The organism is Streptomyces olivaceoviridis, assembly GCF_014650115.1.
Classification (GTDB): Bacteria; Actinomycetota; Actinomycetes; order Streptomycetales; family Streptomycetaceae; genus Streptomyces; species Streptomyces olivaceoviridis.
Genome location: NZ_BMUI01000017.1, coordinates 103,159 through 127,995 on the forward strand (window position 1 = coordinate 103,159; position 24,837 = coordinate 127,995).

Genomic DNA, 24,837 nt, shown 5'->3' on the forward strand with positions numbered 1-24,837 from the left:
CTCGGCTCGACCGAGCCGCCCGTTCTCGTGCTCCACCAGGCCCGCACACCCCGCACCCCCACCCGCCACGCCGACGGCACCGCCATGCCCGTCCGCCCTGTGTCCTGTCCCGAGAGGGGAGAGCACCGCATGCCCATACCCACCCCGCGCCGCGTCCTCACCGCGGCCTGCGCGGCCGTCGGCGCACTGGTCCTCGGCCTCGGCACGGCCCCCGCCCAGGCCACCGCGCCCCTGAACTACGTGGCCCTCGGGGACAGTTACAGCGCCGCCTCCGGTGTCCTCCCCGTCGACCTCACCAGTCCGCTCTGCCTGCGTTCCACGGCCAACTACCCCCACGCCATCGCCGCCCGGACCGCGGCCCGGCTGACGGACGTGACCTGTGGCGCCGCCCAGACCAAGGACTTCACCGAGGCCCAGTACCCCGGCGTCGCCCCCCAGGCCGACGCGGTCACCGCCGGCACGGACCTGGTGACCCTCACCATCGGCGGCAACGACAACGGCACCTTCATCAACGCCATCACCGCCTGCGGCACCGCCGGCATCCTCAGCGGCGGCCAGGGCAGTCCCTGCGAGGACCGGTACGGCACGTCCTTCGACGACGAGATCGACGCCCACACCTATCCCGCGCTGAAGTCCGCCCTGCGCGGCATCCGGGCCAAGGCTCCCCAGGCCCGGGTGGCGGTGCTCGGCTACCCGTGGATCACGCCCGCCACCGCCGACCCGTCGTGCTTCGTCAGGCTGCCGGTCGCCACCGGCGACGTGCCCTACCTGCACGCCCTCCAGGCGCACCTCAACGCCGTGGTCCGGCGCGCCGCCGAGGAGACGGGGGCCGTCTACGTGGACTTCGCCGAGGTCTCGGCCGGGCACGACGCCTGCCAGGCCGTCGGCACCCGGTGGATCGAGCCGCTGCTGTTCGGCCAGAACGTCGTGCCTGTCCACCCCAACGCCCTCGGCGAGCGGCGCATGGCCGAGCACACCCTGAGCGCCCTCGGCCTCGGCTGACGGAGGCCGCCGCACCGGGGCCGCCGGTCAGGCGTCGGCGAGCAGCGGGTCGTACGGAGTGGAGCGCTCCCGGCCCGACATGAAGGCCAGGAAGTCCCGTACGAAGGCGCCCCGCGTGTACGTGCCGTCCGCGCCGGCCGTGTCCCGCCGGAACCCGGCGCGGAACAGCGCCCGGTACTCGTCCGCGTCGACGCGTTGGTCGCCGTCCGTGTCGGTGACGTCGAAGAGGACCTCGGCGACCCTGATCAGGGCGGGACCGGCGAGCGAGGGCACGGCCACCGCGTACTCCCGGGCGCTGACGCGGCCGTCGCCGTCGGTGTCGAGTGCCGCCTGGAGCTCCCGCCACCAGCCGGCGAAGGCGTCGTAGAGCCGCGTCTCCTCCGGCTCGTCCAGGTCGAGGCGGCCGGCGAGTTCCCGGGCCATGGCGGCGAGGTCGGGCCAGTCCAGATAGCCGTCCCCGGTCTGGTCCAGCACCGCCGCGAAGAACTCCTCCGCGCTCCGCCGCGCCGCGCTTCCCGCGTCGGGGTCCGGCTCCTCCGGCGGCAGGGGTGTGATCAGCCGGATCAGCGCCCCGGCCCGCTTCATCCGGTCCCGCAGCGCGCTGACCGTCCGGGCCCGTGGGTCGTCGCTGCCGGGGGAGAGGGAGAGCAGGTCGACGACGGCATCGGTCCGGAGCAGGCCGTCGGGGAGGAACCGCGCGAGGCCGACGGCCAGGTAGGCGCTCTGCATCAGGGTCTGGGCGCCGGGCAGTTCGGGAAGGCCCGCCCGCCTGCGGAAGGGCTCCGGCAGGGACGCCACGGTGATCACACCGATGAGCGGGCCGACGAGCGCGCGGCCGGCCGCCCACAGCGTGGGCAGACCGTGCAGCAGCGGCGGCGCGGGCAGATGGTCGAAGAGCCGGTAGAGGATGACGCGCATCGCCTCCGTGTTCTCCAGCCGCTCCTCGACCACCCGGTCGTAGTACGGCCAGAACTCCTGGACGGTGGGCGGAAGATGACGGGCGTCACCGTCCAGCACGGCGAGGTAGGCCCGGAACTCGGCGTACAGCCGCTCGATGGCGTCCTGCTCCAGGGGCTGCCCGCTGAGGCGGCACATCGTGACGCCGCTCTCGAAGAGCGTCGCGACCACCCAGGCCCGCACCTCGGGATCCATCGCGTCGTACGGCCGGTCGTGCGCGTCGGTGCCGCGCAGCCGGGCGTGCAGCCGGTTGAGCCGGGCCGCCTCCCTGCGCCGTACCTCGTCGTCGGGCCCGAACATGCGCTGAAGACTCACGACCGTGTTGCGCAGCCGTCGCCACGGGTGCGTCACGAACGTGGAGTTGTCGATCAGGGCTCCGCCGATCTGCGGGTGCGCCGCCTCCAGTACGGTCCCCCGGATGATGGCCAGTGCCCAGCGCGGATCGTTGAAGAACGCGTGGAACTGACCACCATCGCCGAAGAGTTCGCCGACACCGGCCTCGGTGCCGGTGTTCCCGGGGTCGTTGCTGCGCGTGTCCGTCACGGTCGTCGTTCTCCGTTCGCGTCGGGCGCCACGCCGCCGAAGCGGCGGTCGCGCTGCTGGTAGGCGCGCAGGCACTCCACGAAGTGCGGCGCGCGGAAGTCGGGCCAGAGCACCGGCGGGAACATCCATTCCGCGTAGGCGACCTGCCAGAGCATGAAGTTGGAGATGCGCTGTTCCCCGGAGGTCCGGATGACGAGGTCCACATCGGGCGTGTCGGGGAAGGGCAGATGAGCGGCGAAGCTCCGCTCGTCCACGGCCTCGGCCGGCACCCCGCCGCGGATCAGGGACCGTGCCGCCGCCACGATGTCCCGGCGCCCGCCGTGGTCGAAGGCGACGGTCAGCGTCATGCCCCGGTTCTCCCCGGTCAGCGTCATCAGATCGGCGAAGTCCCGGGCCAGTGCCGGGGGGATACGGGGATCGGCCACCCCGAGGAACCGGCAGCGGATCCCGCGCGCGTGCAGCAGCGCGGCGTGTTTGCGCACCACGCGGCGGACCAGCCGCATCAGGAAGTCGACCTCGGCGCTCGGGCGCTGCCAGTTCTCGGTGGAGAACGCGTACAGGCTCAGCCACTCCACGCCGGCCGTCCGTGCCGCCTCGATGACGTCGATCACCGTCGTCTCCGCCGCCAGGTGACCCGACGTGCGCGGCAGTGAACGCCGTGCCGCCCAGCGGCCGTTGCCGTCCATCACACAGGCCACGTGCCGCGGCGTCCTCCGGGCGGAGCCGCTGCCCTCAACCGTCACGCCTGCCCCCCGCAGCGATGAGCGGACCCCCTCGTCCCGTCCAGGGTGTCAGCCCCGGGTTCCGGATACGGCACAACGCCCGCCGTTCACCCTTGGTACAGCTGTCCGAGGGGTGTGCGGCGCGTGCGGGGGCTCGCCTCCGGGCGCGCGCTGGTGCTGCCCCCCGCCCCGAATCGCCTGCCCGCCGGAGTGAGCGCGGCCCGGACGGTGCCTAGCGTCAGGGGACATGGCGATCTCCTTACCGAGTTCCGTGTCCCGTCCACCGGGTTCCGTGTCCCGTCCACCGGGTTGCGCATGGCGTCGGCGTACCGGCCTCGCCGCCCTGGCGGCGGCCTGCCTGGTGGCCGTCGCCCCCGCCGCCGCCGCGCAGCCGTCCAGGGACGCGCCCCGCGCCTGCGGCCCGCACCCGGCGCTGAGCCGGTCCGTGCACCACCTCGTGGCGCACGACCGGATCGCCGGCGCCGCGGTCCTGGTCACCGGCGCCGACCCGGACGCCCCCTGCGCGCGCTGGACGGCGACCGACGGCGTGGCCGAGCTGCGTACCGGCCGCCCCATGAACACCACCGACCGGCTGCGCGTCGGCAGCGTCACCAAGACGTTCACCGCGACGGTCGTCCTGCAACTCGCCGCCGAGCGGCGGCTGTCCCTGGACGCCCCCGTCGAGCGCTACCTGCCGGGCCTGATCCGCGGCGGCGCGTACGACGGCCGCCGGATCACCGTACGGCAGCTCCTCCAGCACACCAGCGGACTGCCCGACTACCTCGACGCACCCGAGTGGCAGCACATCGAACGACTGCGGTACCGCCACTTCGAGCCGCGCCGGCTCGTCGCCCGCGCCCTGCGGCTGCCGCGCCCGGAGCACACCTGGCACTACGCGACCACCAACTACCTCGTCGCCGGGCTGATCGTGCGCGAGGTCACCGGCCACAGCCCGGAGACGGAGATCAGCCGCCGGATCATCGCGCCCCTGGGACTGCGCGACACGTACTGGCCCGGTGACGAGACCCGCGTCCGGGGCCCGCACTCGCACAGCTACTTCACCGCGGACGACGGCCGCCGGGTGGACGGCACCGCCTGGAACACGACCTTCGGCGGGGTCGGCGGGGCCCTGGTGTCCACGCCGGCCGACCTGACCCGGTTCGCCCGCGCGCTGCTCACCGGCCGGCTGCTGCCCGCGCCGCAACGCGCCGAGATGCGGCGCACGGTGGCCGCCGACCCCGACCGGCTCTGGCCCGGCGCCCGCTACGGGCTCGGCCTGATCTCCTCACCGCTGTCCTGCGGCGGCAGCTGGTGGGGACACGCCGGGACCGTGCCCGGCGGCCACCGGGCGCTGGTCGCGACCGGCCCGGGCGGCCGTGCCGTCGCCGTCGCCCTGAACGAGGTGCCCGCCACGCTCCAGGCCGAACAGGACTTCCTCGACGTCGTCGACCAGGCCCTCTGCGAGAGCCCGTCCGCCGAAAGGACCCCCGCATGACCCGCGCCACCTTCCCACGCCGCCTCCTTTCCCGGGCCCCGGCGGCCGTCGCCCTGTCCCTCGCGGGCGCACTGGCCCTGGGCACCGGGCCCGCGTCGGCCGCCGCGGCCCGGCCGGCCGCCGACCCCCTCGCCCGCTACCACCACCAGCACCTGCACTGGAAGAGCTGCCGGCTCGGCCCCGACGACGCCACCGGCAAGGAACTCGACCAGGCCGGCGCCCAATGTGCCGACGTCACCGTGCCGTTGGACTACGCCCGCCCCGACGGCCGTACGATCACCGTCGCGATATCCCGGATCCGGGGCACCGACACCGCCCACCGCGTCGGCGCGCTCCTGCTCAACAGCGGCGGCCCCGGCGGGCAGACGCTCGGCGATCCGCCGTGGGTGCGCGCGGCCATGAAGGACGTGGCCGCACGCTACGACGTGGTCGGCGTGGACCCCCGCTTCGTCGGCCGGAGCACCACCCTGGACTGCCACTGGCCCACCGGCAGCATGATCCGCGGTGCCGGCACCGGCCGCGCCGCCTTCGACCGCGTGGTCGCCCTCTCCGCGGACCTCGCCCGCCGCTGCCGTACCCACGCCGGTGACCTGCTGCCGTACGCCACCACCCGGAACACCGCGCGCGACATGGACGTGATCCGGGCGGCGCTGGGCGAGCGCAGGATCTCCTACCTGGGCTACTCCTACGGCACCTACCTCGGCCAGGTCTACGCGACGATGTTCCCCCGCCGTACCGACCGGGTCGTCCTGGACGGCGTGGCCGACCCCGCCCGCTACGGTCCGCGGCTGCTGCGGGGCACGGAGGAGGCCAACCGGCACGCCCTGCGCGACTGGGCCGACTGGACGGCCGCCCACCACGCGACCTACGGGCTGGGCCGCACCGGGAGCGCCGTGCTGGCCACCGTGGAGGCGGTCCGGTCGGCCTCCGCCCGCACGCCCCTGCGCCTCGGCGGGTACCGGGTGGACGACCATGTCCTGCCCGTCGTCGTCTTCAACGGCCTCTCGCAGGACAACCCCACGGCGTACGGCGACTTCGCCCGGGGTGTGGGGGACCTGCGGCGGGCCGCCGAGGGCCGGCGGGTCACCCCCTCGCCGTGGCTGGCCTCGGCGCTGGAGTTCACGCTGACCGGGCACGAGTCCTCCTACGGCAGCGCGCAGACCTCCATCCTCTGCGGGGACGTGGCCGCGCCGCGTGACCCGGAGACGTACTGGCGCGATCTGCGGCGCGCCGGGAGCCGGGACACGCTGTTCGCGCCCGTCACGTACGACATCAACGCGTGCGCGTTCTGGCAGCCGCCGCGCGAACGCCCGACGACGGTCCGCGACGACCTGCCGGCCCTGCTCGTCAACGCCACGGGCGACCCGCGCACCGTCTACCCCATGGCGGAGGCGGTGCGCCGGAACTGGCCCAGTTCCCGTCTGGTGACCCTGCGCGGAGCGGACCAGCACGCGGTGTACGGCGTCTTCGGCAGCCAGTGCGTGGACGGCGCGGTCAACAGCTACCTCGCGACCGGCCACCTCCCGCCCGGCGACCTGACCTGCTCCACCGGCTGACCAGGCCCCGCTACACTCCGCACCTCCGGGCCAGTCATGATAGTTTCGCTTTCAACAAACGCTGTCACCCGGAGGAGCCCAGGTTGACCAGTCCCGTTCCGGCCGGCGCCGACCGGCGGATCTACATCGACAAGCAGAGCCCCAAGGCGTACCACGCGCTGGTGCAGACGTCCGAGGCGGTGCGCGCGGTCGCCGCCGACGCGGGCCTGGACCGCGTGCTGGTGGAACTGGTCAACCTCCGTGTGTCCCAGCTGAACGGCTGCGCCTACTGCCTGCACCTGCACACCCGGGCGGCGCTGCGGGCGGGGGACACCCCGCAGCGCCTCGGTGTGCTCGCCGCCTGGCGCGACACCGAACTCTTCACGCCCGCCGAGCGAGCCGCCCTCGCCCTCGCCGAGGCGACCACGGCCCCGGCCGACACCGCCGCCCAGGACACCGCCTACGCGGCTGCGCGGGACGCCCTCACCGACGACCAGATATCCGCCGTGATCTGGGTGGCCGTCACCATCAACGCCTTCAACCGGGTCTCCGTCATGAGCCGGCACCGGGTGCGGGCCGAACAGTGAGACCGCGCGGGCGTACCGGCTGTCGGACGCGCCGGGGCCGTTCACCGGAACAGACCGGTCACTCCCGTGCCGTGGTCGACGGGCACTGACGTGGGGGAGCGGGCCGGGCAGGGTCCGCGCACCCTCGGGGCCGCCCTGGCCGGGGCGGGGTACGCGTGCGCGCTCCGCTCCCGGACCGCGCCGGCTTCGACCCCTGTCGGCCCGTGCCGCACCGCCGCCGACCGGGGGCCCCGAGCCGCCTCACATCGCGGGGTGCCGCTCCCCGGCCGGGACCGGCAGTATGACGATCCGCTGGACGGCCCGGCTGAGGACCAGCACGCCCGCCACGATGAGCAGCCCCCCGCACAGCTCCGGTACGAGCCACCAGCCCGTCCGGATCCGCTCCCCGAACAGGAAGACGCCCAGGGCCAGGCTCACCACCGCGTCACCGATGGTCAGCGCGGGCTGTGCGGCGGCCAGCGGGCCGGCCTGGAGCGCGTTCTCCAGCAGGACCACGGAGGCCGCCCCGGCCAGCGCGAAACCATACGTCTGCCACGACCGCAGGAACGCCGCGAAGCCGTGGTCGGCGAACGTGCCGGAGGCCGACTTCAGCAGGGCGGCGGTCAGGGCGTTGCCGGTCGCGGACGCGGCCGCCAGCAGCGCGGCGCGCCGGGCCGGTGGACGCCCCCGGCCGGCCAGCAGGACGGTCCCGGCCATGGCGCCGAGACACAGACACAGGGCCGGGATCCAGCGGACGAGCGGCGCCTGGTCGGTGGCGCCGTGCGGGGCGGCGGCGACGAGCAGCAGCGCGAGCCCGGCCACGCAGCCGCCCACCCCCCACCAGCCCCAGGGCGGCAGCCGCCGGTGCATCAGCGGGGCGGCGACGAGCAGCGCGAAGGGCAGCTCCAGGATGAAGAGCGGCTGGACCAGGGCGAGCGGGCCGTTGACCAGGGCCAGGCTCTGGAACAGCGCGGCGCAGACCACCCCGGCCATGCCGATCAGCCAGGCCGGCCGCCGTGCCAGCTCCGCGACCAGCCGGATCCCGCTGCCCTGGGAGACGGACGCCACCTTGCGCTGGAAGGCGGTGCCCACGGCGTTGCTCGCCGCTCCCGCGACGGCGAACACCGCGGCCAGTTCGATCACGACCGTCTCCTGCCTGCGGGTCGGTCTCCCGGACGAGCTTCGGGCCTTCCCAGCCTACGGAACCGCACGGTCCCCCGCGGGTCGGCCGGAGTCGCCTCGCACCGCCTCGCACCGGGACCGGCAGGTCGGAGCGCGGGGGTGTGCGCGCGGGGGCCTGCCGGCCGGCACGCGGAGGGTCATGCGGTGGCGGGGCCGGTCGTGCGCAGGGCCGTGTCCGCCTGGCGCCGGCGCCACTCCTCCACGGTGTCCTGCTGGCGCCTGGCCCGTTCCAGGAGGCTGTCGAGCCGGCCGGGGTCCAGGCGCTTGTCGGTCGTGGCGAGCCGGCGCAGGGTGAGCCACCCCGCGGCCTTGCCCTCGACCGCCAGCCGCATTGCCTCCAGTTCCAGGACGGTGCTGAGCGGAGAGCGCCGTACCAGACGCCCGTTCAGCTTCATGCGTGCCACCTTCTCGGCCGCCCAGCCCGCGCAGACCTTGGTGCGCCGCACCGGCACGTCCAGGTCCCGCATGATGTCCAGCAGTGCCGCGCGGTCCTCGCTGATCTCCGCGGCGACCGGCCGGAGGGCTCTGCCGAGCGCGGAGCCCCGGGTGGACCGCACCAGGTGGCCGATCCGCTGGGTGCCCGCCGTGGCGCCGGCGAGGTGGTCGTTGAGGTAGATGCCGAGCAGCTTCATGTCGGCGCCGCCCGTGCTCCGGGGGCCGGGGGTGGCGGGGCGGTTCATCTGGCGCCTCCTTCGTCGGTGCCGTGGGGTCGTGGACGCGGTGAGTCCGGCGGGCCGTCGCCCGCACCCCGGCCGCGAGCCGGCCGTACGGGGTGCGAGATGCCCAGGCGTACCTTGTGCAGGCCGTCCGAGTAGTGCACGAGCGGTGCGGTCGTGGGCGGCGGCAGCCCCGCCGCCCGGGTGAGGGTCTCCTCGACGGTGTCGAGCCGTGCCTCGCGCACCGGCCAGGGCGCGTGCTCGACGGGCGTCTCCCACAGCGCGCCGAGCCGCCGGGTGAAGGCCCGCCACCGCGAGGTCAGCCACACGTCCCGGGCGCCGGGCCGGACCGGCTCGCCGGGGCGGACGGCCACCTCGTACGAGGGCCCGCCGCCCCGCCGCGCGCCGGTGTAGACCACGGTGTCCCCCCGGCGCGCCACCTCCAGGCGGCCGACGTGGTACGGCACCCCGACCGCGCGGGCGGCCGGCATCACCGGGGAGGACACCTCGATGGACAGGAACCAGAGCCCGTCCCGGCCGTTCCGGTCGCGCACATAGGTCCGCAGATTGGTCTCGGGGAACGAGGGCAGCGCGAGCGGGAACCCGGGCGGGCGCACGTCGGCCATGACGAACGGGGTGAGGCTCACCCACGCGGCGCCGTCGAACGTGTCCACCACCAGACCGTCGGGCAGCAGGCGCTGGACCTGTTCGGGCGGGTACGCCCAGTGCACGAAGGTCTGGGTCAGCCAGCCGGCCCACAGCGCGGGCAGGTACACGCGCTGCTCCGCTCCGTACGAGACCACGCGCACCGAATCCCCCGGCGGCCCGCGCCGAAACCCGGGAAGCGGGCCGGTCTGCCCGGAGCGCGCCGGCTCAGGTGGCCCGGGTGCCGCCCCCGCGGCGGATCCGGCCGAGCAGGTCCCGGTGGTAGGCCGCGAGCTGACCGGCGGGCACGGGGGCGGGGCTGCCGGTCAGCGTGTACCAGGTGTCGCTGCCGGAGTGCTGGACGACGACGCGCACGCTGTGGCCGTCGGAGCTCAGGATGGTCGCGACGGTGAGGTCGCCGGTGATGACGCCGACCTCGTCGGTCATCGCGCCGCCCGGGCCGGCGGTGACCCGGTCGACGTAACGGGTGATGGCGGGAGGGTTCCTCATGCGCGCAGGTTCGCATCAGCCCGGATCCCGGGGCCCGCACCGCGCGGGTGCCGCCGCCGTTCACACCCGGCTGGACGTCGCCGTGTCCGCCGACAGCCGCTGGGCGAGGTAGATGGGGATCACCGACAGCAGGACCAGGACGGCGGCCACGACGTTCACCACCGGAGCCTGCTGCGGCCGGGTCATGTTGCCGAAGATCCAGATGGGCAGGGTCTCGATGCCCGGCCCCGCGGTGAACGTGGTGACGATCTCGTCGAAGGACAGGGCGAAGGCGAGCAGGCCGCCCGCCAGCAGCGCGGAGCGGACCAGCGGGAAGGTGATGTCCACGAAGGCGCGGAAGCTGGTCGCGCCGAGGTCCATGGCCGCCTCCTCGTACGAGCCGGCCGTACGGCGCAGCCGGGCCACCACGTTGTTGAAGACCACGACGATGCAGAAGGTGGCGTGCCCGACGATCACGGTGAACAGCCCGAGCCCCACGCCGAGCGGCTCCAGCACCGTGCTGAAGGCCGAGTTGAGGGCGATGCCCGTGACGATGCCGGGCAGCGCGATCGGCAGTACCACGATGAAGGACACCGTGTCCCGGCCGAAGAAGCGGTGCCGGGCCACGGCGAACGCGATCAGCGTGCCGAGGACCAGCGCGACGGCGGTCGCCCCCAGCCCCGCCTTCACCGACACCCACAGGGCGTCGCGGGCACCGGAGTTGTGCGCGGCCACCGACCACCAGCGCACGGTGAGGCCCGGCGGCGGCCAGCTCGCGGTGCGGTCCGGGTTCAGGGAGTTGACCAGGACGAGCAGCAGCGGGACGTAGATCACCGCGAAGCCGAGCCCGGCGCCGATGCGCAGGGCGGTGCGCGCGGTGCGGCTGAGGTGCATGGCGCTCTTCTCCTCCAGCTTCCGACGGGTGTGCGGGCGGACTACAGGCTGTTCAGGGCGCCGGTGCGGCGGATCGCCAGCAGGTACAGGACGATCACCACCACGGGCACGGTGCCGAGGGCGGCGGCCATGGGCAGGTTGAGTTCGATGTTGGAGTAGACGAGGTTGCCGATCAGCTGGGTCTTGCCGCCGACGATCTGCACGGTGATGTAGTCGCCGAGGCTCAGCGAGAAGGTGAACACCGAGCCGGCGGCGACCGAGGGCAGCACCATGGGCAGGACGACCGAACGGAAGGTCCGTCCCGGCCGTGCCCCGAGGTCGGCGGAGGCGTCCAGCAGACTGGCCGGGAGCTGTTCCAGCGCCGTGTGGATCGGCAGGATCATGTACGGCAGCCAGAGGTAGGTCAGGGTGAGGACCGTGGCGGGCAGCCCGTAGCCGGGGCCGCTCAGCCCGAACGGCGCGAGCATCCAGTCGGCGAGGCCGCCCTCGGAGAGGATCAGCCGCCAGGCGTACACCTTGACCAGGTAACTCGCCCACAGCGGGGTGAGGATGGCCACGACGAGCAGCGGACGCCACTTCGGCCGGGCCACGCGGGCGGTGTAGAAGGCGACCGGGAAGGCGATCACCGCGCACAGCGCGGTCACCGCGAGGGCCACCCCGACGCTGCGCAGGACGACCTGACGGAAGACCGGTGTCGTGAACAGCGCGTGGAAGTTGTCCGTCGACCAGACCTTCACCACCTGGGAGGTGAAGGAGTCCGTCGTCCAGAAGGCGGAGACGAACAGCACCGCGAGCGAGCCGAGGTAGAGGACGGCGAGCCACAGCAGCGGGGCGGTGAGCAGGAGGGCCAGCCGCAGCCGGGGTCTGCGGTGCAGGGCTCCGGCGAGCCGCCGGACGGTGCCCCGGCCGGCGGCGGTCGGCAGATCGGTCGTCACGGCTCAGCCCTTGATCTCGGTCCAGGCCTGCACCCACTTGGCGTACGGCACGCAACGGACGTCCTTGCGGCCGTCGAGGCACTGCTCGATGGGCGTGTTCCAGAAGGCGATCTTCTTCCAGTAGTTCTCGTCGGCGGCGTGGTAGACCGTGCAGAAGTTCTTGTCGCTGGTCTCGGCGCACGCCTTGGAGTTGGCGGGGGCCTCGCCGAAGTACTCGGCGACCTGGGCGTTGACCTTGGGGGAGACGATCCAGTCCAGCCACTTGTAGGCGCAGTTGGGGTGCTTGGCCTTGGCGGAGACCATCCAGGTGTCCGACCAGCCGGTCGAACCCTCCTTCGGGACCAGCGCCTTGACCTTCGCACCCTCGGAGGCGGCGAGGTTGGCGATGACCTGCCAGGTGGTGCCGACGACCGAGTCCCCGCTCTTGAAGGCGGAGACCTCCTTCAAGTAGTCGCCCCAGTACTCACCGACGTTCGCGTTCTGCCGCTTCAGCAGCGCCACGGCCGCGTCGAACTGCTTCTGGTCGAGCGCGTACGGGTCCTTGATCTTCAACTCCGGCTTGGCGGCCTTGAGGTACAGGGCGGCGTCGGCGATGTAGATCGGCGAGTCGTACGCGGTGACGTGCCCCTTGTACCGCGCGGCGTCGTCGAAGACGGCGGACCAGGAGGTGGGCGCGGGCTTGACCTTCGCGGCGTTGTACATCAGCAGATTGGCGCCCCGGCCGTGCGGGATGCCGTACATCTGCCCCTTGACGGAGTTCCAGGCACCGTTCTTCAACCCGCTGAAGATGTCCTTGTAGTGGGGGACCAGGCCGGTGTTGACGGGGGCCGCGTCACCGGAGGCGATCAGACGCAGCGAGGCGTCGCCGGAGGCGGAGACGGCGTCGTACTCGCCGGTCTTCATCAGCTTGACCATCTCGTCCGAGCTGGCGGCGACCTTGGAGTGGACCTGGCACCCCGTCTGCTTCTCGAAGCCGGAGACCCAGTCCGCCTTGGGGTCGTTGGAGCCGTCCTCCACGTAGCCGGCCCAGGCGATGAGGTTGACCTGGCCTTCGGTCCTGCCGAGCTTCGTGGGGGCCTTGAGGTCGGGCGGGTTGAGGCCGGTGGCGGAGGTACCGCCGGAACCGGAGGAGTCGCAGGCGGCGGCGAGCAGCAGCGTGGCGGCGCACACGGCCGAGGCGCGCAGGGTACGGGTGAGACGCACGACGTTCTCCAGGGGGAGGGGGACGGTGTCAGGAGGGGAGCCGGACGGCGTGCCGGCGGTGCCACTGGAGGCGGACCCGGGTGCCGCGGTAGGCGGCGACGTCCGCCGAGGAGGTCTCCAGGTTCTGCTGGAGCGCGGTGAGCCGGCCGCCGCCGTCCAGGTCGACCAGGAAGCGGGTGGCGTCGCCGAGGTAGACGACCTCGGAGACGGTGCCGGTGGCTGTGGCGTGCTCGGGCTCGTCGGCCTCGGCGGACTCCTTCAGGACGCGGATCTTCTCCGGACGGATGTTGTAGGTGCCCGCGGAACCGGTGATCCGGTGGGCCGCCTCGCCCTCGAGCAGGTTGGAGGTGCCGACGAAGGAGGCCACGAAGGGCGTCGCGGGGCGTTCGTAGATCTCGGCGGGGGTGCCGACCTGGGCGATGCGGCCCTGGTCGAAGACGGCGATCCGGTCGCTCGTCGTCAGGGCCTCCTCCTGGTCGTGGGTGACGAAGACGAAGGTGATGCCCACCTCCCGCTGGATGGCCTTGAGTTCGACCTGCATCTGCTCGCGCAGCTTCAGGTCCAGCGCGCCGAGCGGCTCGTCCAGGAGCAGGACACGGGGGCGGCCGACGAGCGCGCGGGCGAGCGCGACGCGCTGGCGCTGGCCGCCGGAGAGCTGGGCGGGCCGCCGCTGGCCGTAGCCTTCGAGGCGGACCTCGGCCAGCGCCTTGCGGGCGCGGACCAGGCGTTCCGCCTTGGGTATCCGGCGGATCCGCAACCCGTAGGCGACGTTCTGCTCGACCGTCATGTGCGGGAACAGGGCGTAGTCCTGGAAGACGGTGTGCACGTCCCGCTCGAACGGGGCGAGGCCGGTGACCTCCTGTCCGGCGAGTTCGATCCGGCCCTCGTCGGGGGTCTCGAAGCCGGCGACGAGCCGCAGCACCGTCGTCTTCCCGGAGCCGGACGGGCCGAGCATCGAGAAGAACTCGCCGTCCCGGATCTCCAGGTCGACCCCGTCGACGGCGGTGGTCCCGCCGAACGACTTCCGCAGACCCTGGAGCCGGATGGCCATCCCCTCCATACGGGAACCTTTCTGGCGCGCTGAACGTTGACCGTAAACATATGAAGTCATAGGTCATAGCTCAAGGTCCCCTTAAGGTAAAGTTTGAGTCAACGCACGAGGTGATGGCCGTGAGGCAGCACGAGATCGACGGAGGCGCCCGCAAGGCGGTCTTCAGCCCCGTGGACAGCCGGGCCCGTGTGGACGCCGTCGTCCGCCGCCTCGGTGACGCCATAGAGCTCGGCCTCCTCGCCGACGGCGAACAGCTCCCCGGCGAGAGCGAACTGGCCGGACAGCTCGGTGTCTCCACGGTCACCCTGCGCGAGGCGCTCATGGCGCTGCGGCAGCAGGGCCTGGTCACCACCCGCCGGGGCCGCGGTGGTGGCAGCTTCGTCTCCCTGCCCGAGGTCCCGGCCGACGACCGGCTCCGGGCGGGACTGCGCGGCTGGAGCACCGAGGAGCTGCGCGACCTCGGCGACCACTGGGCCGCCCTGTCCGGTGCCGCCGCCCGGCTCGCCGCCCACCGCACCGAACCCGCGGACCTCCAGCCCCTGCGCCGTACGGCCGAGGAGCTGGCGCATGCCGAGGACGCGGCGGCGCGCAGCCGGTTGTACGGCCGCTTCCACGTCGAACTCGCCGCCGCCGCGCAGTCCGCCCGGCTCACCCGCGAACAGGTCGCCCTCCAGAGCGAGGTGGGCGCCCTGCTCTGTCTCGTCCTGGCCGACGACGCATATCGTGAAGAAGTTGCGGACCGTCATCGCGCTGTCGTCTCCGCCGTGCAGGATGGGGCGCACGAAACGGCCGGCACGCTGGCCGAGCGGTGCGTCAGGGAGTCGACGGCGCGGCTCGTCGCCGTACGTCTCACCCTCTGACCGCGCCGCGTCCGGTTCTTCGTCCGCTGGAGGACACCATGGGCGTCAGCGCCGGGCTCGCCACTGTCGCGACGGACCCGGAGACCTGGGTGGCCGCGCGGGTGTGCGGCGCGCTGGAGGCCGTCTTCGTGTCGGTCGCCGCCACCCGTGCCGACACCGCGGCCCTGCTGGAGCGGGTGGCCGCCGAGGGGCGCCGGCCCGCCAGCCGCGACCTCGCCGCGCTGCGCCCCGGCCTGCACCGGCGGCTGAACCACGAGGAGCTGGTCTCCGGCGTCGGCTTCGTCGCGGCCCCCGGCCTGCTGGTCGACGTGCCGGCCTGGCTGGAGTGGTGGCAGGCGGACGCCGACGGCGCCGTACGCCCGCTCCTGCTCGATCTCGACCCCGGACGGTCGGCCTACTCCGACTACACGCACTGGGACTGGTTCACGCTGCCCCGTGACACCGGGCGCCGGGCCGTCGCCGGACCGTACGTGGACTATCTCTGCTCCGACGAGTACAGCCTCACCCTGTCCGAACCGGTGGGGATCCGGGGGCGGTTCGCCGGAGTGGCCGCGGCCGACGTGTACCTGCGGCACTTCGAGGCGGCCGTGCTCCCGTTGCTGCGGCGCCTGTCCCGGCCGGCCCGACTGGTGAACGCCCGCGGCCGGGTCGCCGCCTCCGCCGACCCCGCCCACCTGGCGGGTTCCCTCACCAAGGGCCCGGACTTCGGCGAACTCCTCACCGCCGGACGGCCCGGTGGGTACGACGGCCTGCGGCTGGTGCCGTGTCCGGGCGTGCCGCTGGTGCTGGTCCTGGCCTGAGCGCGCCCCGGCCGGCCGCGCGCACGCGCGCGACCCCGGGCCGCCCGTGCCCGGGGTCTGTCGTGCGGAACGGGGAGCGTCAGGCCGCGAGGCGCTCCGCGAGCTGCTTGGCCTTGCTGGCGGCGGCCACGAGGGCCTGGTCCCGGGAGGCCTCGTACAGCGGGATCAGCTCGGCCATCGCCGGGTTCTGCGGGGCCATGGTCAGCTCCGGGACGATGAAGTCCAGGTCCATGCCCAGGGCGTCGGCGAGGACGGCCGTGAGGTAGTTCTGGACGTACTCGTACCCCTCGCGCGGGGTGCCCGGCGCGTAGGAGCCGCCGCGGCTGGCGACGACGGTCGCCGGGGTGCCCTTGACGGACGGGGTCTCGCCCGCGGTGCGGCCGAACAGGATCACGTTGTCCAGCCAGGCCTTGAGGGTCGACGGGATCGTGTAGTTGTACATCGGGGCGCCGATCAGCACCGCGTCGGCCTGCTCCAGCTCCTCGATCAGCTTGACGCGCTCCGCGAAGACGGCGGCCTGCTCGGGCGAGTGCGCGGACGGGGGGACGAAGCCGGCGACGTGCGCCTGCGCCGAGAGGTGCGGCACGGGTTCCGCGGCCAGGTCCCGGTAGATGACCGTGCCGCCGGGGTGCTGCTCCTCCCAGTGCTTGCGGAAGGCCGCCGTCACGGCGCGGGAAGCCGACGCCTCGGTCGAGAACACGGACGAGTCGATGTGCAGCAGGGTGGGCATGGGGATTTCTCCAGAAATGGGGCAGGACAACCGGGCACCGATGGAGCCGGCTCACGTTTCGTTCAGAACTATGTTTAACACACCGACTTACTTTTCTTCAGCCCCCTACGGCGGGGTAGTAAGCTAGGGCCATGGCGGCGGAGCAGAACCACGACAGCGCGGCGTGCAAACGGGTGGACGACGGCATCACCCGTGTCTTTCAGTTGCTCGGGAAACGCTGGAGCGGCCCGATCGTGGCCGTCCTTGTCGAACAGCCCGCGTACTTCGCCGACCTGCGGCGGGCCATCCCCGGCATCAGCGAGCGCATGCTCTCCGACCGGCTCGCCGAGCTCGGCGCGGCCGGCCTCGTCCTGCGCGAGGTCGACGAGGGTCCCCCGCTGCGTGTGTCCTACCGGCTGACCGAGTCCGGCGCCGCCCTGGAGCCCGCCCTGCGCACACTGGCGGAGTGGGCCAAGGCCCATCTGCCGGACGCGTCGGGATGCCCCGGGACGAACCTGGAACGGCCGGCCGGGGCCCGGAACTAGGAGCGGGCGCCCGGGGGTTGTCCCCCCGGTCGGCGCACCGGTTCACCGGATGGCGGGGGGACACCGACCTCGGAGACGGTGGTGTTCCGCGGACCGCACGCCCCGGAAGGAACCCTCTTCGTGCGCATCGTCACAGCCGCCGTGGCCGCCCTGGCCCTCGCCGCCACCGCCTTGCCCGCGGCCTCCGCCGCGTCCGCCGCGCCACAGGACCCGCCGTCGGCCACCGACGGCGGGTGGCGCATGGACGGCTACGGCACCCTGCTCGTCCTCGGCAGGGGCGCACTGCGCGAATACCAGATCACGGCCGTCAGCTGCGTGGAGGGCGACTCCGCACGGCAGACCGGCCCCGGCACCTACACCACCCCGGACGGCACCGCCCTCACCGTGCGGACCACCCCCGACCGCGCGCACGCCCGGCTCGCCGCGGACCGCTCGGTCGGACACCGGCGGCTGACCCGGATCCGGGCCCTGCCCGCCGCCTGCGCGCGCCCGCCCGCCACGGACCCGCGCGCCGACTTCGACGTGCTCTGGCAGACCTTCGAGGAGAACTACCCCTTCTTCGCGCAGAAGGGCGTCGACTGGCACGCCGTCCGCGACCGGTACCGTCCGCAGGTCCACCGGAACACCACCCGGGCCGAACTCTTCGACATCTTCAGCCGCATGCTCCGCCCCCTGCACGACGCCCATGTCGCGGTCAGGGACGGCGACCGCGTCTTCGCCGAGGTGCGGCCCGGCACCGAGCCGCCCGGCAAGGAACTGGACGCCAGGGTCAAGGAGTTCATCCTGGCCCGCGACCTGAAGGACGCCACCGGCCTCCAGGACTTCGCCGCCGGGCGCATCACCTACGCCGACCTGCGTGGCGACCTCGGCTACCTGCGGATCTCCGGCTTCGGCGGCTACGCCGGCGCCGGCGCGCCCTACACCGCGGAACAGGCGGAACTCGACCGGGCGCTCGACACCGTCCTCACCCCGGGCCGCACCCGGCACCTCAAGGGCCTGATCATCGACCTGCGCGTCAACGGTGGCGGCTCCGACGCCCTGGGCCTGCGCATCGCCGCACGGCTGACGGACACGCCCTACACCGCCTACGCCAAACGCGTCCGCGACGATCCGGCCGACCCCACCCGGCACACCCGCCCCGAACCCGTGCCCGTCGTCCCCGCCGCCGCGACCCGGTACACCGGCCCGGTCGCCGTCCTGACCGGCGGATCGACCGTCAGCGCCGGCGAGACCTTCACCCAGGCCCTGCTCGACCGGCCCGGCCGCACCGTGCGGATCGGCCGGCCCACCCAGGGCGTCTTCTCGGACGTGATGATGCGGTACCTGGCCGACGGCATGCTCTTCGTCCTCCCGAACGAGGAGTACCTGACCCGCACCGGCCGCACCTTCGACGGCACCGGCATCCCGCCGCAGCTCACCGAACCGGTCTTCACCGAGGAGGAGTTCGCGCACGACCGCGACTCGGCGTTCGACAGGGCCGTCAGCGTCCTCGCACCGCGATCACCGTCCTCCGGCTGACCGGTCCGCCCGGCCGGTGACCACCCGGCGACCGGACGGCCGCCCCGCATCAGTCGACCGGCCAGGTGTGCACCGGCGCGTTGAGGTGCATGTAGTCGATGTACACCTGGGTCATCCGGCGCAGCGCCTCGTGCCGGCCGGCGTGCGTGGTGCCGGCGAGGTGGTGGAACATCTCCTTCTGCCACACCGCTCCGTTGCGTGCCGTCACACAGCGCTGCTCGATGACGCCGAGCAACGGCTCCCGCCACGCCGCGTCCATGCCCGAGTGCTCCAGCCCTCGGTGCGCGAGCGGCAGCAGCCGGCGCAGCACCAGCTCCGGCACCGGCACCTCGCCCATCCCGGGCCAGTACAGCAGCGCGTCGATGCCGTGCCGGGCGGCGGCGTGCAGGTTGTCCTCGGCGGCCGAGAAGGACATCCGCGACCACACCGGCCGGTCCTCCTCCACCAGGGCACGGGTGAGGCCGTAGTAGAAGGCGCCGTTGGCGAGGGTGTCGGCCACGGTCGGTCCGGCGGGCAGCACCCGGTTCTCCACCCGGATGTGCGGCAGGTCGTTCGCGACGGCGTAGACCGGCCGGTTCCAGCGGTAGATCGTGCCGTTGTGCAAGGTCAGTTCGGGCAACTCGGGGATGTCGCCGCGGTCCAGCGTCTCCGCCGGGTCCTGCTCGTCGCACAGGGGCAGGAGGGCCGGGAAGTACCGCAGGTTCTCCTCGAACAGATCGAAGACGCTGTTGATCCACCGCTCCCCGAACCACACCCGGGGCCGTACCCCCTGCACCTTGATCTCCTCCGGGCGGGTGTCGGTGGCCTGCTCGAACAGCGGGATCCGCGTCTCGTGCCACAGCTCCTTGCCGAACAGGAACGGGGAGTTGGCCGCGAGCGCCACCTGCACCCCGGCGATCGCCTGCGCCGCGTTCCAGTAGCCGGCGAACTCCTCCGGGGACACCTGGAGATGGAACTGCGTGCTCGTGCACGCGGCCTCCGGGGTGATCGTGTCCGCGTACGTGCGCAGCCGGTCCGCCGCGTCGATCTCGATGCGCAGGTCCTCGCCGCGGGCCGCGAAGACCTGGTCGTTGAGCAGGCGGTAGCGGGGATTCTCCGACAGGGTGTCCTCGCCGATGTCCTCCTGCCGCAGCGTGGGCAGGATGCCGATCATGAGCAGGCGGGTACCGACCGAGCGGGCCCGCCGGTCGGCGTGGTTCAGCGCGGACCGGATCTCCGACTCCCAGGCGTCCGGACCGCCGGCCGTCAGCCGCCGGGGCGGTACGTTGATCTCCAGATTGAACCGGCCCAGCTCGGTGGACCAGGCCGGGTCGGAGATCGCCTCCAGCACATCGCTGTTCCGCATCGCCGGCTCGGCGTCGTCGTCGACCAGGTTGAGCTCGATCTCCAGGCCGACCTGTGGTCGCTCCGACTCGAACCGTGCCTCGCGCAGCATCAGCGCGAAGGCGTCCAGGCACTCCTGCATCTTGATCCGGTACCGGCGGCGGTCCTCGCGGGTGAAGACGAGCGCCGGGACATCACGACCCATCGACCCTCCAGCGTCCCTCATCGGACACCTCTCCCCCCAGCGTGGCACCAGCGGCGGATGCCTACCAAGCGGACGGGGGGTCGGGGGAGCGGGGCGTACGGAGCATGCGGGCCGGATACGTACAGCGGCGGATCCGGCCCCGTGGGGGGGCGTACGGCGTGACGGGCTCCCGTCCGGTGGGATCCGGCCGGGTGGAGGCCGACGGGCTTCCGCTCGGTGGGGTCCGGCCGGGTGAGGCCCGTACTCGCGAGCGGGCCGAGGCCGAGAGGATCGCCGGCGCACCGGGTGGGCCCGCCGGACCGCCCCACCCGCTCAGCAGCCGCCCGCCGCCCATGGCGAGGCCAGGGAGCCGGCCACCGCCGTGCCGTCGGCCCGCGCGCCGTGAGGAGCGCGCGGGGGGCGAGCCGGTCATCGTCGTGCCGTCGTGCCATCGGCCCGCGCGCCGCGCGGATCGTGCGCGGGCCCGTCGGTCAGGCGGTCTTGCGGGCCACGCCGCCGTAGAAGCCGATCTCCGCCGAGTGCTGCGGCGGCGGGGCGTCCGGGCGCCAGAAGGGCACCTGGGCCAGGCCCGGTTCGACGAGGTCGAAGCCCTCGAAGAACCGCTCCACCTCCGCGCGGGAGCGCAGGTTCAGGGAGGCGGTCGCGTCCGAGTACACGGCCTGCGCGGCACTGCGGTCGGCGAAGTCGCCGGTGGCGTGCGAGAGCACCAGGAAACTGCCCGCGGGCAACGCGTCGCGCAGCGTGGCGACGATCTCGGCGGGCCGGTCCGCCTCGGTGAGGAAGTGCAGGATGGCGACGAGGAGCAGGGCCACCGGCTGGTCGAAGTCGATGAGCTGGCGGACGTCGGGGTGGTCCAGGACGGACCGCGGGTCCCGCAGGTCGCCCAGGACGATGCGGGTCGTACCGGACCGGCTGAGCAGGGCGTTGCCGTGCGCGGCCACGATCGGGTCGTTGTCGACGTAGGCCACGCGGACGTCCGGAGCCACCGACTGCGCGATCTCGTGCACGTTCGGAGAGGTGGGCAGCCCGGTGCCGATGTCCAGGACCTGGCGGACCCCGCCGCCGACGACGTACCGGACGGCGCGCTGGAGGAAGGCCCGGTTGGCCCGTACACCGATCCGCGCCTCGGGTGCCGCGGCGGCGAGTCGGTCACCGGCCTGCTGGTCCACCTCGTAGTTGTCCTTGCCGCCCAGGAGGTAGTCGTAGATCCGCGCGGGATGCGGTTTGCTGGTGTCGATGTTCACGGCCTCGACGCCGTCCTGTGTCACGCTGAGCTCCTCTCGACGGCCGTCACGGCCTCGGTCCGCACACGGCCGGGCACAGCTTCCCACATCACCATGCAACTTCCGTCGCCGCGTCGGGAGTTCCCGCAGGTCGCCGACGTCGTGCGGCGACAGGGCCGCGCGTGCCGAAACCGCGCCGTCCGCGCGTCGCCTCACCCGGCCGGACCCTTCCGGCTGGCCCGCACGGGCCCGGCGCCGCAGGGTCGGAAGCAGGATCGGGATCCGGACACCTCCGCCGAGGACGGATCCCACGGACCGGCACGTCACCTGGCCGCATGGCGGTGGCGGGCCGACCGGCGGGAGCGGGGAACGGCGAATCCATGCGCTCGGGCCGTTCCCCGCCCCGCCGGACACCGCCCGCTCACACCGCCCGCTCACACCGCCCGCTCACACCGCCCGCTCACAGCGCCGGCTCACGGCCGCCCGCTCACGCCGCACCGGGCAGCGCGGCGTCTCCGCCCGCCCGTCCTCGACGATCGCGCTCCCGCGCACCCCGGCGGGCTTGCCACGGGAAACCGATCGGTTTACGGTGAGGGGAAACAGATCGGTTTCCGAATGAGGAGATGGACATGACGTCGATCAAGAACTCTGTCGCGCTGGTCACCGGCGGCAGCCGCGGTCTGGGCAAGGCGCTGGTGGAGGAGCTGTACGCCCGTGGCGCCGCCAAGGTGTACGCCACGGCCCGCGACCCGCGCAGCGTCACGCACCCCGACGCCGTGCCCCTCGCGCTGGAGGTCACCGACCCCGCGTCCGTCGCCGCCGCGGCGGCGCAGGCCCAGGACGTCACCGTCCTGATCAACAACGCCGGCATCTCGGTCGGCGCGCACTCCTTCCTGGACGCCGCGGTGGAGGACGTACGCCGGGAGTTCGAGACCAACTTCTACGGACCGCTGCTCGTCACCCGTGCCTTCGTGCCGGTCGTCGAGCGCAACGGCGGCGGGCACCTCCTCAACGTCCACTCCGTCCTGTCCTGGATCGGCGTCGCCGGCTCGTACAGCGCCACCAAGGCGGCCCTGTGGCAGCAGACCAACTCGCTCCGCCTGGAGCTGGGTGCCCGCGGCATCGGGGTCACCGGCCTGCACGTCGGCTACGTCGACACCGACATGGCGGCGCACGTGGACGGGCCCAAGTCCGCCCCCCGGGACGTCGCCGCGCTCGCCCTCGACGGCGTGGAGGCCGGGGCGTACGAGGTGCTGGCGGACGACATCAGCCGCCAGGTCAAGGCGGGCCTCTCCGGGGACCTGACCGCGCTGTACCCGCAGCTGTCGGCCTAGTCCCCAGCCGTCAGCCCCGGGCCGTCTCCCCCCACGGTCCGGGCCGGCCGCCGGCGCCGTCACCCGCACGGGGCCGGCCGGCCCGCATCCCGGCGTGGTCGTGGCCCGTCCCGGGGCCCGGGGCCGTTGTCAGTGGCTGCCCTTACGGTGAGAAGCAGTTGAGGACCTGCTGGAACGGCCGCGGGTCCGTCTGGGGGAGGGGTGTGCCATGTCCACGGCGTCCGCGGTGTCGACGACGTACCTGGAGCTGTCGCAGGAGGGCGACGGCGCCCACAAGTTCTACGAAGTCACCGTCGACGGACAGGTGGTGACGGTGCGGTACGGCAGGATCGGCGCGGCCGGACAGACGCAGACGACGACGTTCCCGACCGCGGAGAAGGCGCGGGCCGCCGCCGCGCGGAAGGTGGGGGAGAAGGTCCGCAAGGGATACGCCCCGGCGGTCCAGGGACAGCGGGCGCCCCGCGCGGTGACCCGCCGCCAGGTGAGCTCCGCGCCGTCCACCGCCCGTGCCGTGGCCCCGGTGCTGTGGCGCTTCCGCACCGGCTCCGCCGCGTTCGGCATCCATGTCGACGACGACCGCTGCTGGGTGGGCAACCAGGCTGGTGACGTCTACACCCTGGACCACCAGGGCGCCGTCCTGGCCCGGTTCAGCCTGCCCGACGGGGTGAAGTGCCTGGTCGCGGACGACTTCTGGATCTACGCCGGCTGCGACGACGGAAAGGTCTACGACCTGTCCTCCAAGCTCCCCTTCGCCGCCTACGACATCGCCGCCGACGTCGACATCTTCTGGCTGGACATCCACGAGGGCGTCCTGGACGTCTCCGACCGGGACGGCCGACTGACCGTCATCGATCACGAGGACGAGCACCAGTGGTCCCGCCGCGGCCAGGGCGAGCACGCCTGGATGGTCCGCGCCGACGACCGAGCCGTCTACCACGGCCACCACCGGGGCGTCACCGCCTACGCCCCGGACGGCGGCGGCGAGCTGTGGCACACGCCCACGAAGGGTGGCGTGCTCTTCGGCTGGCAGGAACAGGACGCGGTGTACGCGGGCACCGCGCACCGCGTGGTCCAGCGGCTGTCGAAGGACACCGGCGCCATCGAGGCGACCTACGCGTGCGACAGCGCGGTGTACTCGTGCGCCACCTCGCCCGGTGGCCGGTTCGTGTTCGCCGGGGACGCGGCCTCGTCCGTCTACTGCTTCGACCAGGACGGCACACGCCTGTGGAAGCTCGGCACGGGCAGCGGCTCGGCGCTGTCGATGCAGTACCGCGACGAACGGCTGTACCTGGTCACCACCGACGGTTCCCTGGTGTGCGTCGACGCGAGCGAGGCGGCCGTCTCGGCGGCGCAGCAGGGCACGGTGCCGGTGGTGCGGGACGTCAAGCTCGCCGCCGCCACGCCGACGTACGCCCCGGCCACGGCGGTCGCCGCGGTGGCCACGGTCGCCCAGGCGCCCGCGGGCTCGGTGGTGGTCGAGTGCGTCCAGGAGAGCGGCCGAGTGCGCGTGCACGTGGTCTCCGGCGGCTACGACTCCTCCTGGAACGTCCAGTTCCCGCGTGCGATACGCGAACCCGGCGCACGGTACGTCGTGGACGCCCTGCACCCGGCTGCGGGCGGCTTCTACCGCGTCCGCGGCGACATCCGCCGCCTGCTCTGACGCCGGGTCACGGCGCCGTGCCGAGCGGGCGACAGGGCACCGGGTGCTCGTCGACGCCTCCGGGCTCACCCGGCGTTCCCGGCTTCCCCGGCACCCCTGGTCGCAGCGGCTCACCCGGCGCCGCCGGCTCCACCCGGTAGAGCCGTGCCCCCGGCCTCCGGGTCACCGCCTCCGCCAGGCGCCCGTCCGTGAACAGGGCTGCCACGCCGTCCTCCAGCGCCCAGCCGCCGGGCAGTGTTCCCGCGGCGACGGCTTGCCGGTAGGAGGGGCGGCGGCCCGGTTCGCCGTCGTAGTGCGGGCACACGGAACCCGGCAGCAGGCCCAGCCCGTCCCGCAGGGAGGCGAGCGGACCGAAGGAGTCCGTGTGCGAGGCGTCGGCCCAGCAGTTGGCGCCGGCGCTGATCCCGCACAGCAGGGTCCCCCGGTCACAGGCCTCCCGCAGCAGCCGGTCCACCCCGTGCACGCGCCAGACGGCCGGCATGTTCGCGGTGTTGCCGCCGCCTACGTAGACCACGTCCTGGGCGAGCAGGAACGCGCGCAGCGCGTCGTCGTCCAGCTCGCGCCGGAACAGCGACAGCACGGCGGGCACGCACGCACGGGAGCGGAACGCGCTGAGGAACCGGTCGACGTACCCGGGCGCGTCGCCGCTCGCCGTGGGCAGGAAGCAGACCCGGGGGCGGGGGTTTCCCGCACGGGTGAGCAGCCAGTCGTCCAGCGGCCCGTCCTCGTCCGTGGAGAAGCCCCCGCCGAGGAGCACCACACGACGACCGGGAACGAGCGCCATG

At 73.4% G+C, this 24,837-nt stretch carries 24 protein-coding genes; 10 read left to right on the forward strand and 14 right to left on the reverse strand.

What is annotated here, in order from left to right:
- Positions 1-129 precede the first annotated feature (129 nt).
- The gene (locus IE273_RS28155) at positions 130-1,002 is read left to right on the forward strand and encodes an SGNH/GDSL hydrolase family protein (protein ID WP_189817977.1); all 873 of its coding nucleotides are present in this window, start codon (positions 130-132) and stop codon (positions 1,000-1,002) included.
- A 27-nt stretch (positions 1,003-1,029) separates the two neighbouring features.
- Here the strand turns inward: IE273_RS28155 and IE273_RS28160 are convergent, their stop codons facing one another.
- A complete protein-coding gene (locus IE273_RS28160) occupies positions 1,030-2,502 on the reverse strand; it encodes an oxygenase MpaB family protein (RefSeq protein WP_189817978.1) in 1,473 nt (490 codons plus the stop codon).
- A complete protein-coding gene (uppS, locus tag IE273_RS28165) occupies positions 2,499-3,245 on the reverse strand; it encodes a polyprenyl diphosphate synthase (protein ID WP_268257522.1) in 747 nt (248 codons plus the stop codon). The genes IE273_RS28160 and uppS overlap by 4 nt, the downstream gene beginning before the upstream one ends.
- 340 nt (positions 3,246-3,585) lie before the next feature.
- Here uppS and IE273_RS28170 point away from each other — a divergent pair, with 340 nt between their 5' ends.
- The 3 genes from IE273_RS28170 (at position 3,586) to IE273_RS28180 (ending at position 6,841) form a co-directional block, all read left to right on the forward strand.
- Entirely contained in the window at positions 3,586-4,719 is a 1,134-nt protein-coding gene (locus IE273_RS28170; RefSeq protein ID WP_189818067.1) for a serine hydrolase domain-containing protein, read from the forward strand.
- Positions 4,716-6,275 carry an alpha/beta fold hydrolase gene (locus tag IE273_RS28175; protein WP_189817980.1) on the forward strand — a complete coding sequence of 520 codons (1,560 nt, stop codon included), beginning with the start codon at positions 4,716-4,718 and terminating at the stop codon, positions 6,273-6,275. Before IE273_RS28170 ends, IE273_RS28175 begins: the two co-directional genes overlap by 4 nt.
- Positions 6,276-6,358: 83 nt before the next feature.
- Positions 6,359-6,841 (forward strand): carboxymuconolactone decarboxylase family protein, encoded by a 483-nt coding sequence (locus tag IE273_RS28180; RefSeq protein WP_189817981.1) that lies wholly within the window; start codon positions 6,359-6,361, stop codon positions 6,839-6,841.
- A gap of 240 nt (positions 6,842-7,081) precedes the next feature.
- On the opposite strand, the gene IE273_RS28185 is transcribed toward IE273_RS28180, so the two are convergent.
- From IE273_RS28185 to IE273_RS28220, 8 genes are all read right to left on the reverse strand, one after another.
- Positions 7,082-7,963: a DMT family transporter gene (locus IE273_RS28185; RefSeq protein WP_189817982.1), complete on the reverse strand. Its 882-nt coding sequence runs from the start codon at positions 7,961-7,963 to the stop codon at positions 7,082-7,084.
- A gap of 176 nt (positions 7,964-8,139) precedes the next feature.
- Positions 8,140-8,682, reverse strand: a complete 543-nt coding sequence (locus IE273_RS28190; RefSeq protein ID WP_189817983.1) for a hypothetical protein — start codon at positions 8,680-8,682, stop codon at positions 8,140-8,142.
- Positions 8,679-9,434, reverse strand: a complete 756-nt coding sequence (locus IE273_RS28195) for a YqjF family protein (RefSeq protein WP_189818068.1) — start codon at positions 9,432-9,434, stop codon at positions 8,679-8,681. Before IE273_RS28195 ends, IE273_RS28190 begins: the two co-directional genes overlap by 4 nt.
- A gap of 97 nt (positions 9,435-9,531) precedes the next feature.
- Complete coding sequence (locus IE273_RS28200) at positions 9,532-9,813, reverse strand: hypothetical protein (protein WP_189817984.1); 282 nt, start codon at positions 9,811-9,813, stop codon at positions 9,532-9,534.
- A gap of 60 nt (positions 9,814-9,873) precedes the next feature.
- Positions 9,874-10,686 (reverse strand): ABC transporter permease, encoded by an 813-nt coding sequence (locus IE273_RS28205; protein ID WP_189817985.1) that lies wholly within the window; start codon positions 10,684-10,686, stop codon positions 9,874-9,876.
- Positions 10,687-10,727: 41 nt separating this feature from the next.
- Positions 10,728-11,621 carry an ABC transporter permease gene (locus IE273_RS28210; protein WP_059262431.1) on the reverse strand — a complete coding sequence of 298 codons (894 nt, stop codon included), beginning with the start codon at positions 11,619-11,621 and terminating at the stop codon, positions 10,728-10,730.
- Between the two features lie 3 nt (positions 11,622-11,624).
- Entirely contained in the window at positions 11,625-12,824 is a 1,200-nt protein-coding gene (locus IE273_RS28215) for an ABC transporter substrate-binding protein (protein WP_189817986.1), read from the reverse strand.
- A gap of 28 nt (positions 12,825-12,852) precedes the next feature.
- Positions 12,853-13,884 (reverse strand): ABC transporter ATP-binding protein, encoded by a 1,032-nt coding sequence (locus IE273_RS28220; RefSeq protein WP_189817987.1) that lies wholly within the window; start codon positions 13,882-13,884, stop codon positions 12,853-12,855.
- 104 nt (positions 13,885-13,988) lie between these two features.
- On the opposite strand from IE273_RS28220, the gene IE273_RS28225 reads away from it, so the two are divergent.
- Together IE273_RS28225 and IE273_RS28230 are read left to right on the forward strand one after the other, a co-directional pair.
- The gene (locus IE273_RS28225) at positions 13,989-14,735 is read left to right on the forward strand and encodes a FadR/GntR family transcriptional regulator (protein ID WP_189817988.1); all 747 of its coding nucleotides are present in this window, start codon (positions 13,989-13,991) and stop codon (positions 14,733-14,735) included.
- A gap of 38 nt (positions 14,736-14,773) precedes the next feature.
- Positions 14,774-15,535, forward strand: a complete 762-nt coding sequence (locus IE273_RS28230; protein ID WP_189817989.1) for a cache domain-containing protein — start codon at positions 14,774-14,776, stop codon at positions 15,533-15,535.
- 79 nt (positions 15,536-15,614) lie between these two features.
- On the opposite strand, the gene IE273_RS28235 is transcribed toward IE273_RS28230, so the two are convergent.
- Positions 15,615-16,265: an FMN-dependent NADH-azoreductase gene (locus tag IE273_RS28235; RefSeq protein WP_189817990.1), complete on the reverse strand. Its 651-nt coding sequence runs from the start codon at positions 16,263-16,265 to the stop codon at positions 15,615-15,617.
- Between the two features lie 131 nt (positions 16,266-16,396).
- On the opposite strand from IE273_RS28235, the gene IE273_RS28240 reads away from it, so the two are divergent.
- Complete coding sequence (locus IE273_RS28240; RefSeq protein ID WP_189817991.1) at positions 16,397-16,789, forward strand: winged helix-turn-helix transcriptional regulator; 393 nt, start codon at positions 16,397-16,399, stop codon at positions 16,787-16,789.
- Positions 16,790-16,909: 120 nt separating this feature from the next.
- Positions 16,910-18,307, forward strand: coding sequence for a S41 family peptidase (locus IE273_RS28245; protein ID WP_189817992.1), 1,398 nt, complete (start codon positions 16,910-16,912; stop codon positions 18,305-18,307).
- A gap of 49 nt (positions 18,308-18,356) precedes the next feature.
- Here IE273_RS28245 and IE273_RS28250 read toward each other — a convergent pair whose 3' ends face one another.
- Together IE273_RS28250 and IE273_RS28255 are read right to left on the reverse strand one after the other, a co-directional pair.
- The gene (locus IE273_RS28250; RefSeq protein ID WP_189817993.1) at positions 18,357-19,835 is read right to left on the reverse strand and encodes a glutamate-cysteine ligase family protein; all 1,479 of its coding nucleotides are present in this window, start codon (positions 19,833-19,835) and stop codon (positions 18,357-18,359) included.
- A gap of 470 nt (positions 19,836-20,305) precedes the next feature.
- The gene (locus IE273_RS28255) at positions 20,306-21,103 is read right to left on the reverse strand and encodes an SAM-dependent methyltransferase (RefSeq protein ID WP_189817994.1); all 798 of its coding nucleotides are present in this window, start codon (positions 21,101-21,103) and stop codon (positions 20,306-20,308) included.
- A 584-nt stretch (positions 21,104-21,687) separates the two neighbouring features.
- Here IE273_RS28255 and IE273_RS28260 point away from each other — a divergent pair.
- Both IE273_RS28260 and IE273_RS28265 read left to right on the forward strand, forming a co-directional pair.
- Complete coding sequence (locus tag IE273_RS28260; protein WP_189817995.1) at positions 21,688-22,392, forward strand: SDR family oxidoreductase; 705 nt, start codon at positions 21,688-21,690, stop codon at positions 22,390-22,392.
- Positions 22,393-22,600: 208 nt separating this feature from the next.
- Positions 22,601-24,052 carry a WGR domain-containing protein gene (locus IE273_RS28265; protein WP_189817996.1) on the forward strand — a complete coding sequence of 484 codons (1,452 nt, stop codon included), beginning with the start codon at positions 22,601-22,603 and terminating at the stop codon, positions 24,050-24,052.
- A 7-nt stretch (positions 24,053-24,059) separates the two neighbouring features.
- Here IE273_RS28265 and IE273_RS28270 read toward each other — a convergent pair whose 3' ends face one another.
- Positions 24,060-24,836: a Type 1 glutamine amidotransferase-like domain-containing protein gene (locus tag IE273_RS28270; RefSeq protein WP_189817997.1), complete on the reverse strand. Its 777-nt coding sequence runs from the start codon at positions 24,834-24,836 to the stop codon at positions 24,060-24,062.
- Position 24,837: the final 1 nt, after the last annotated feature.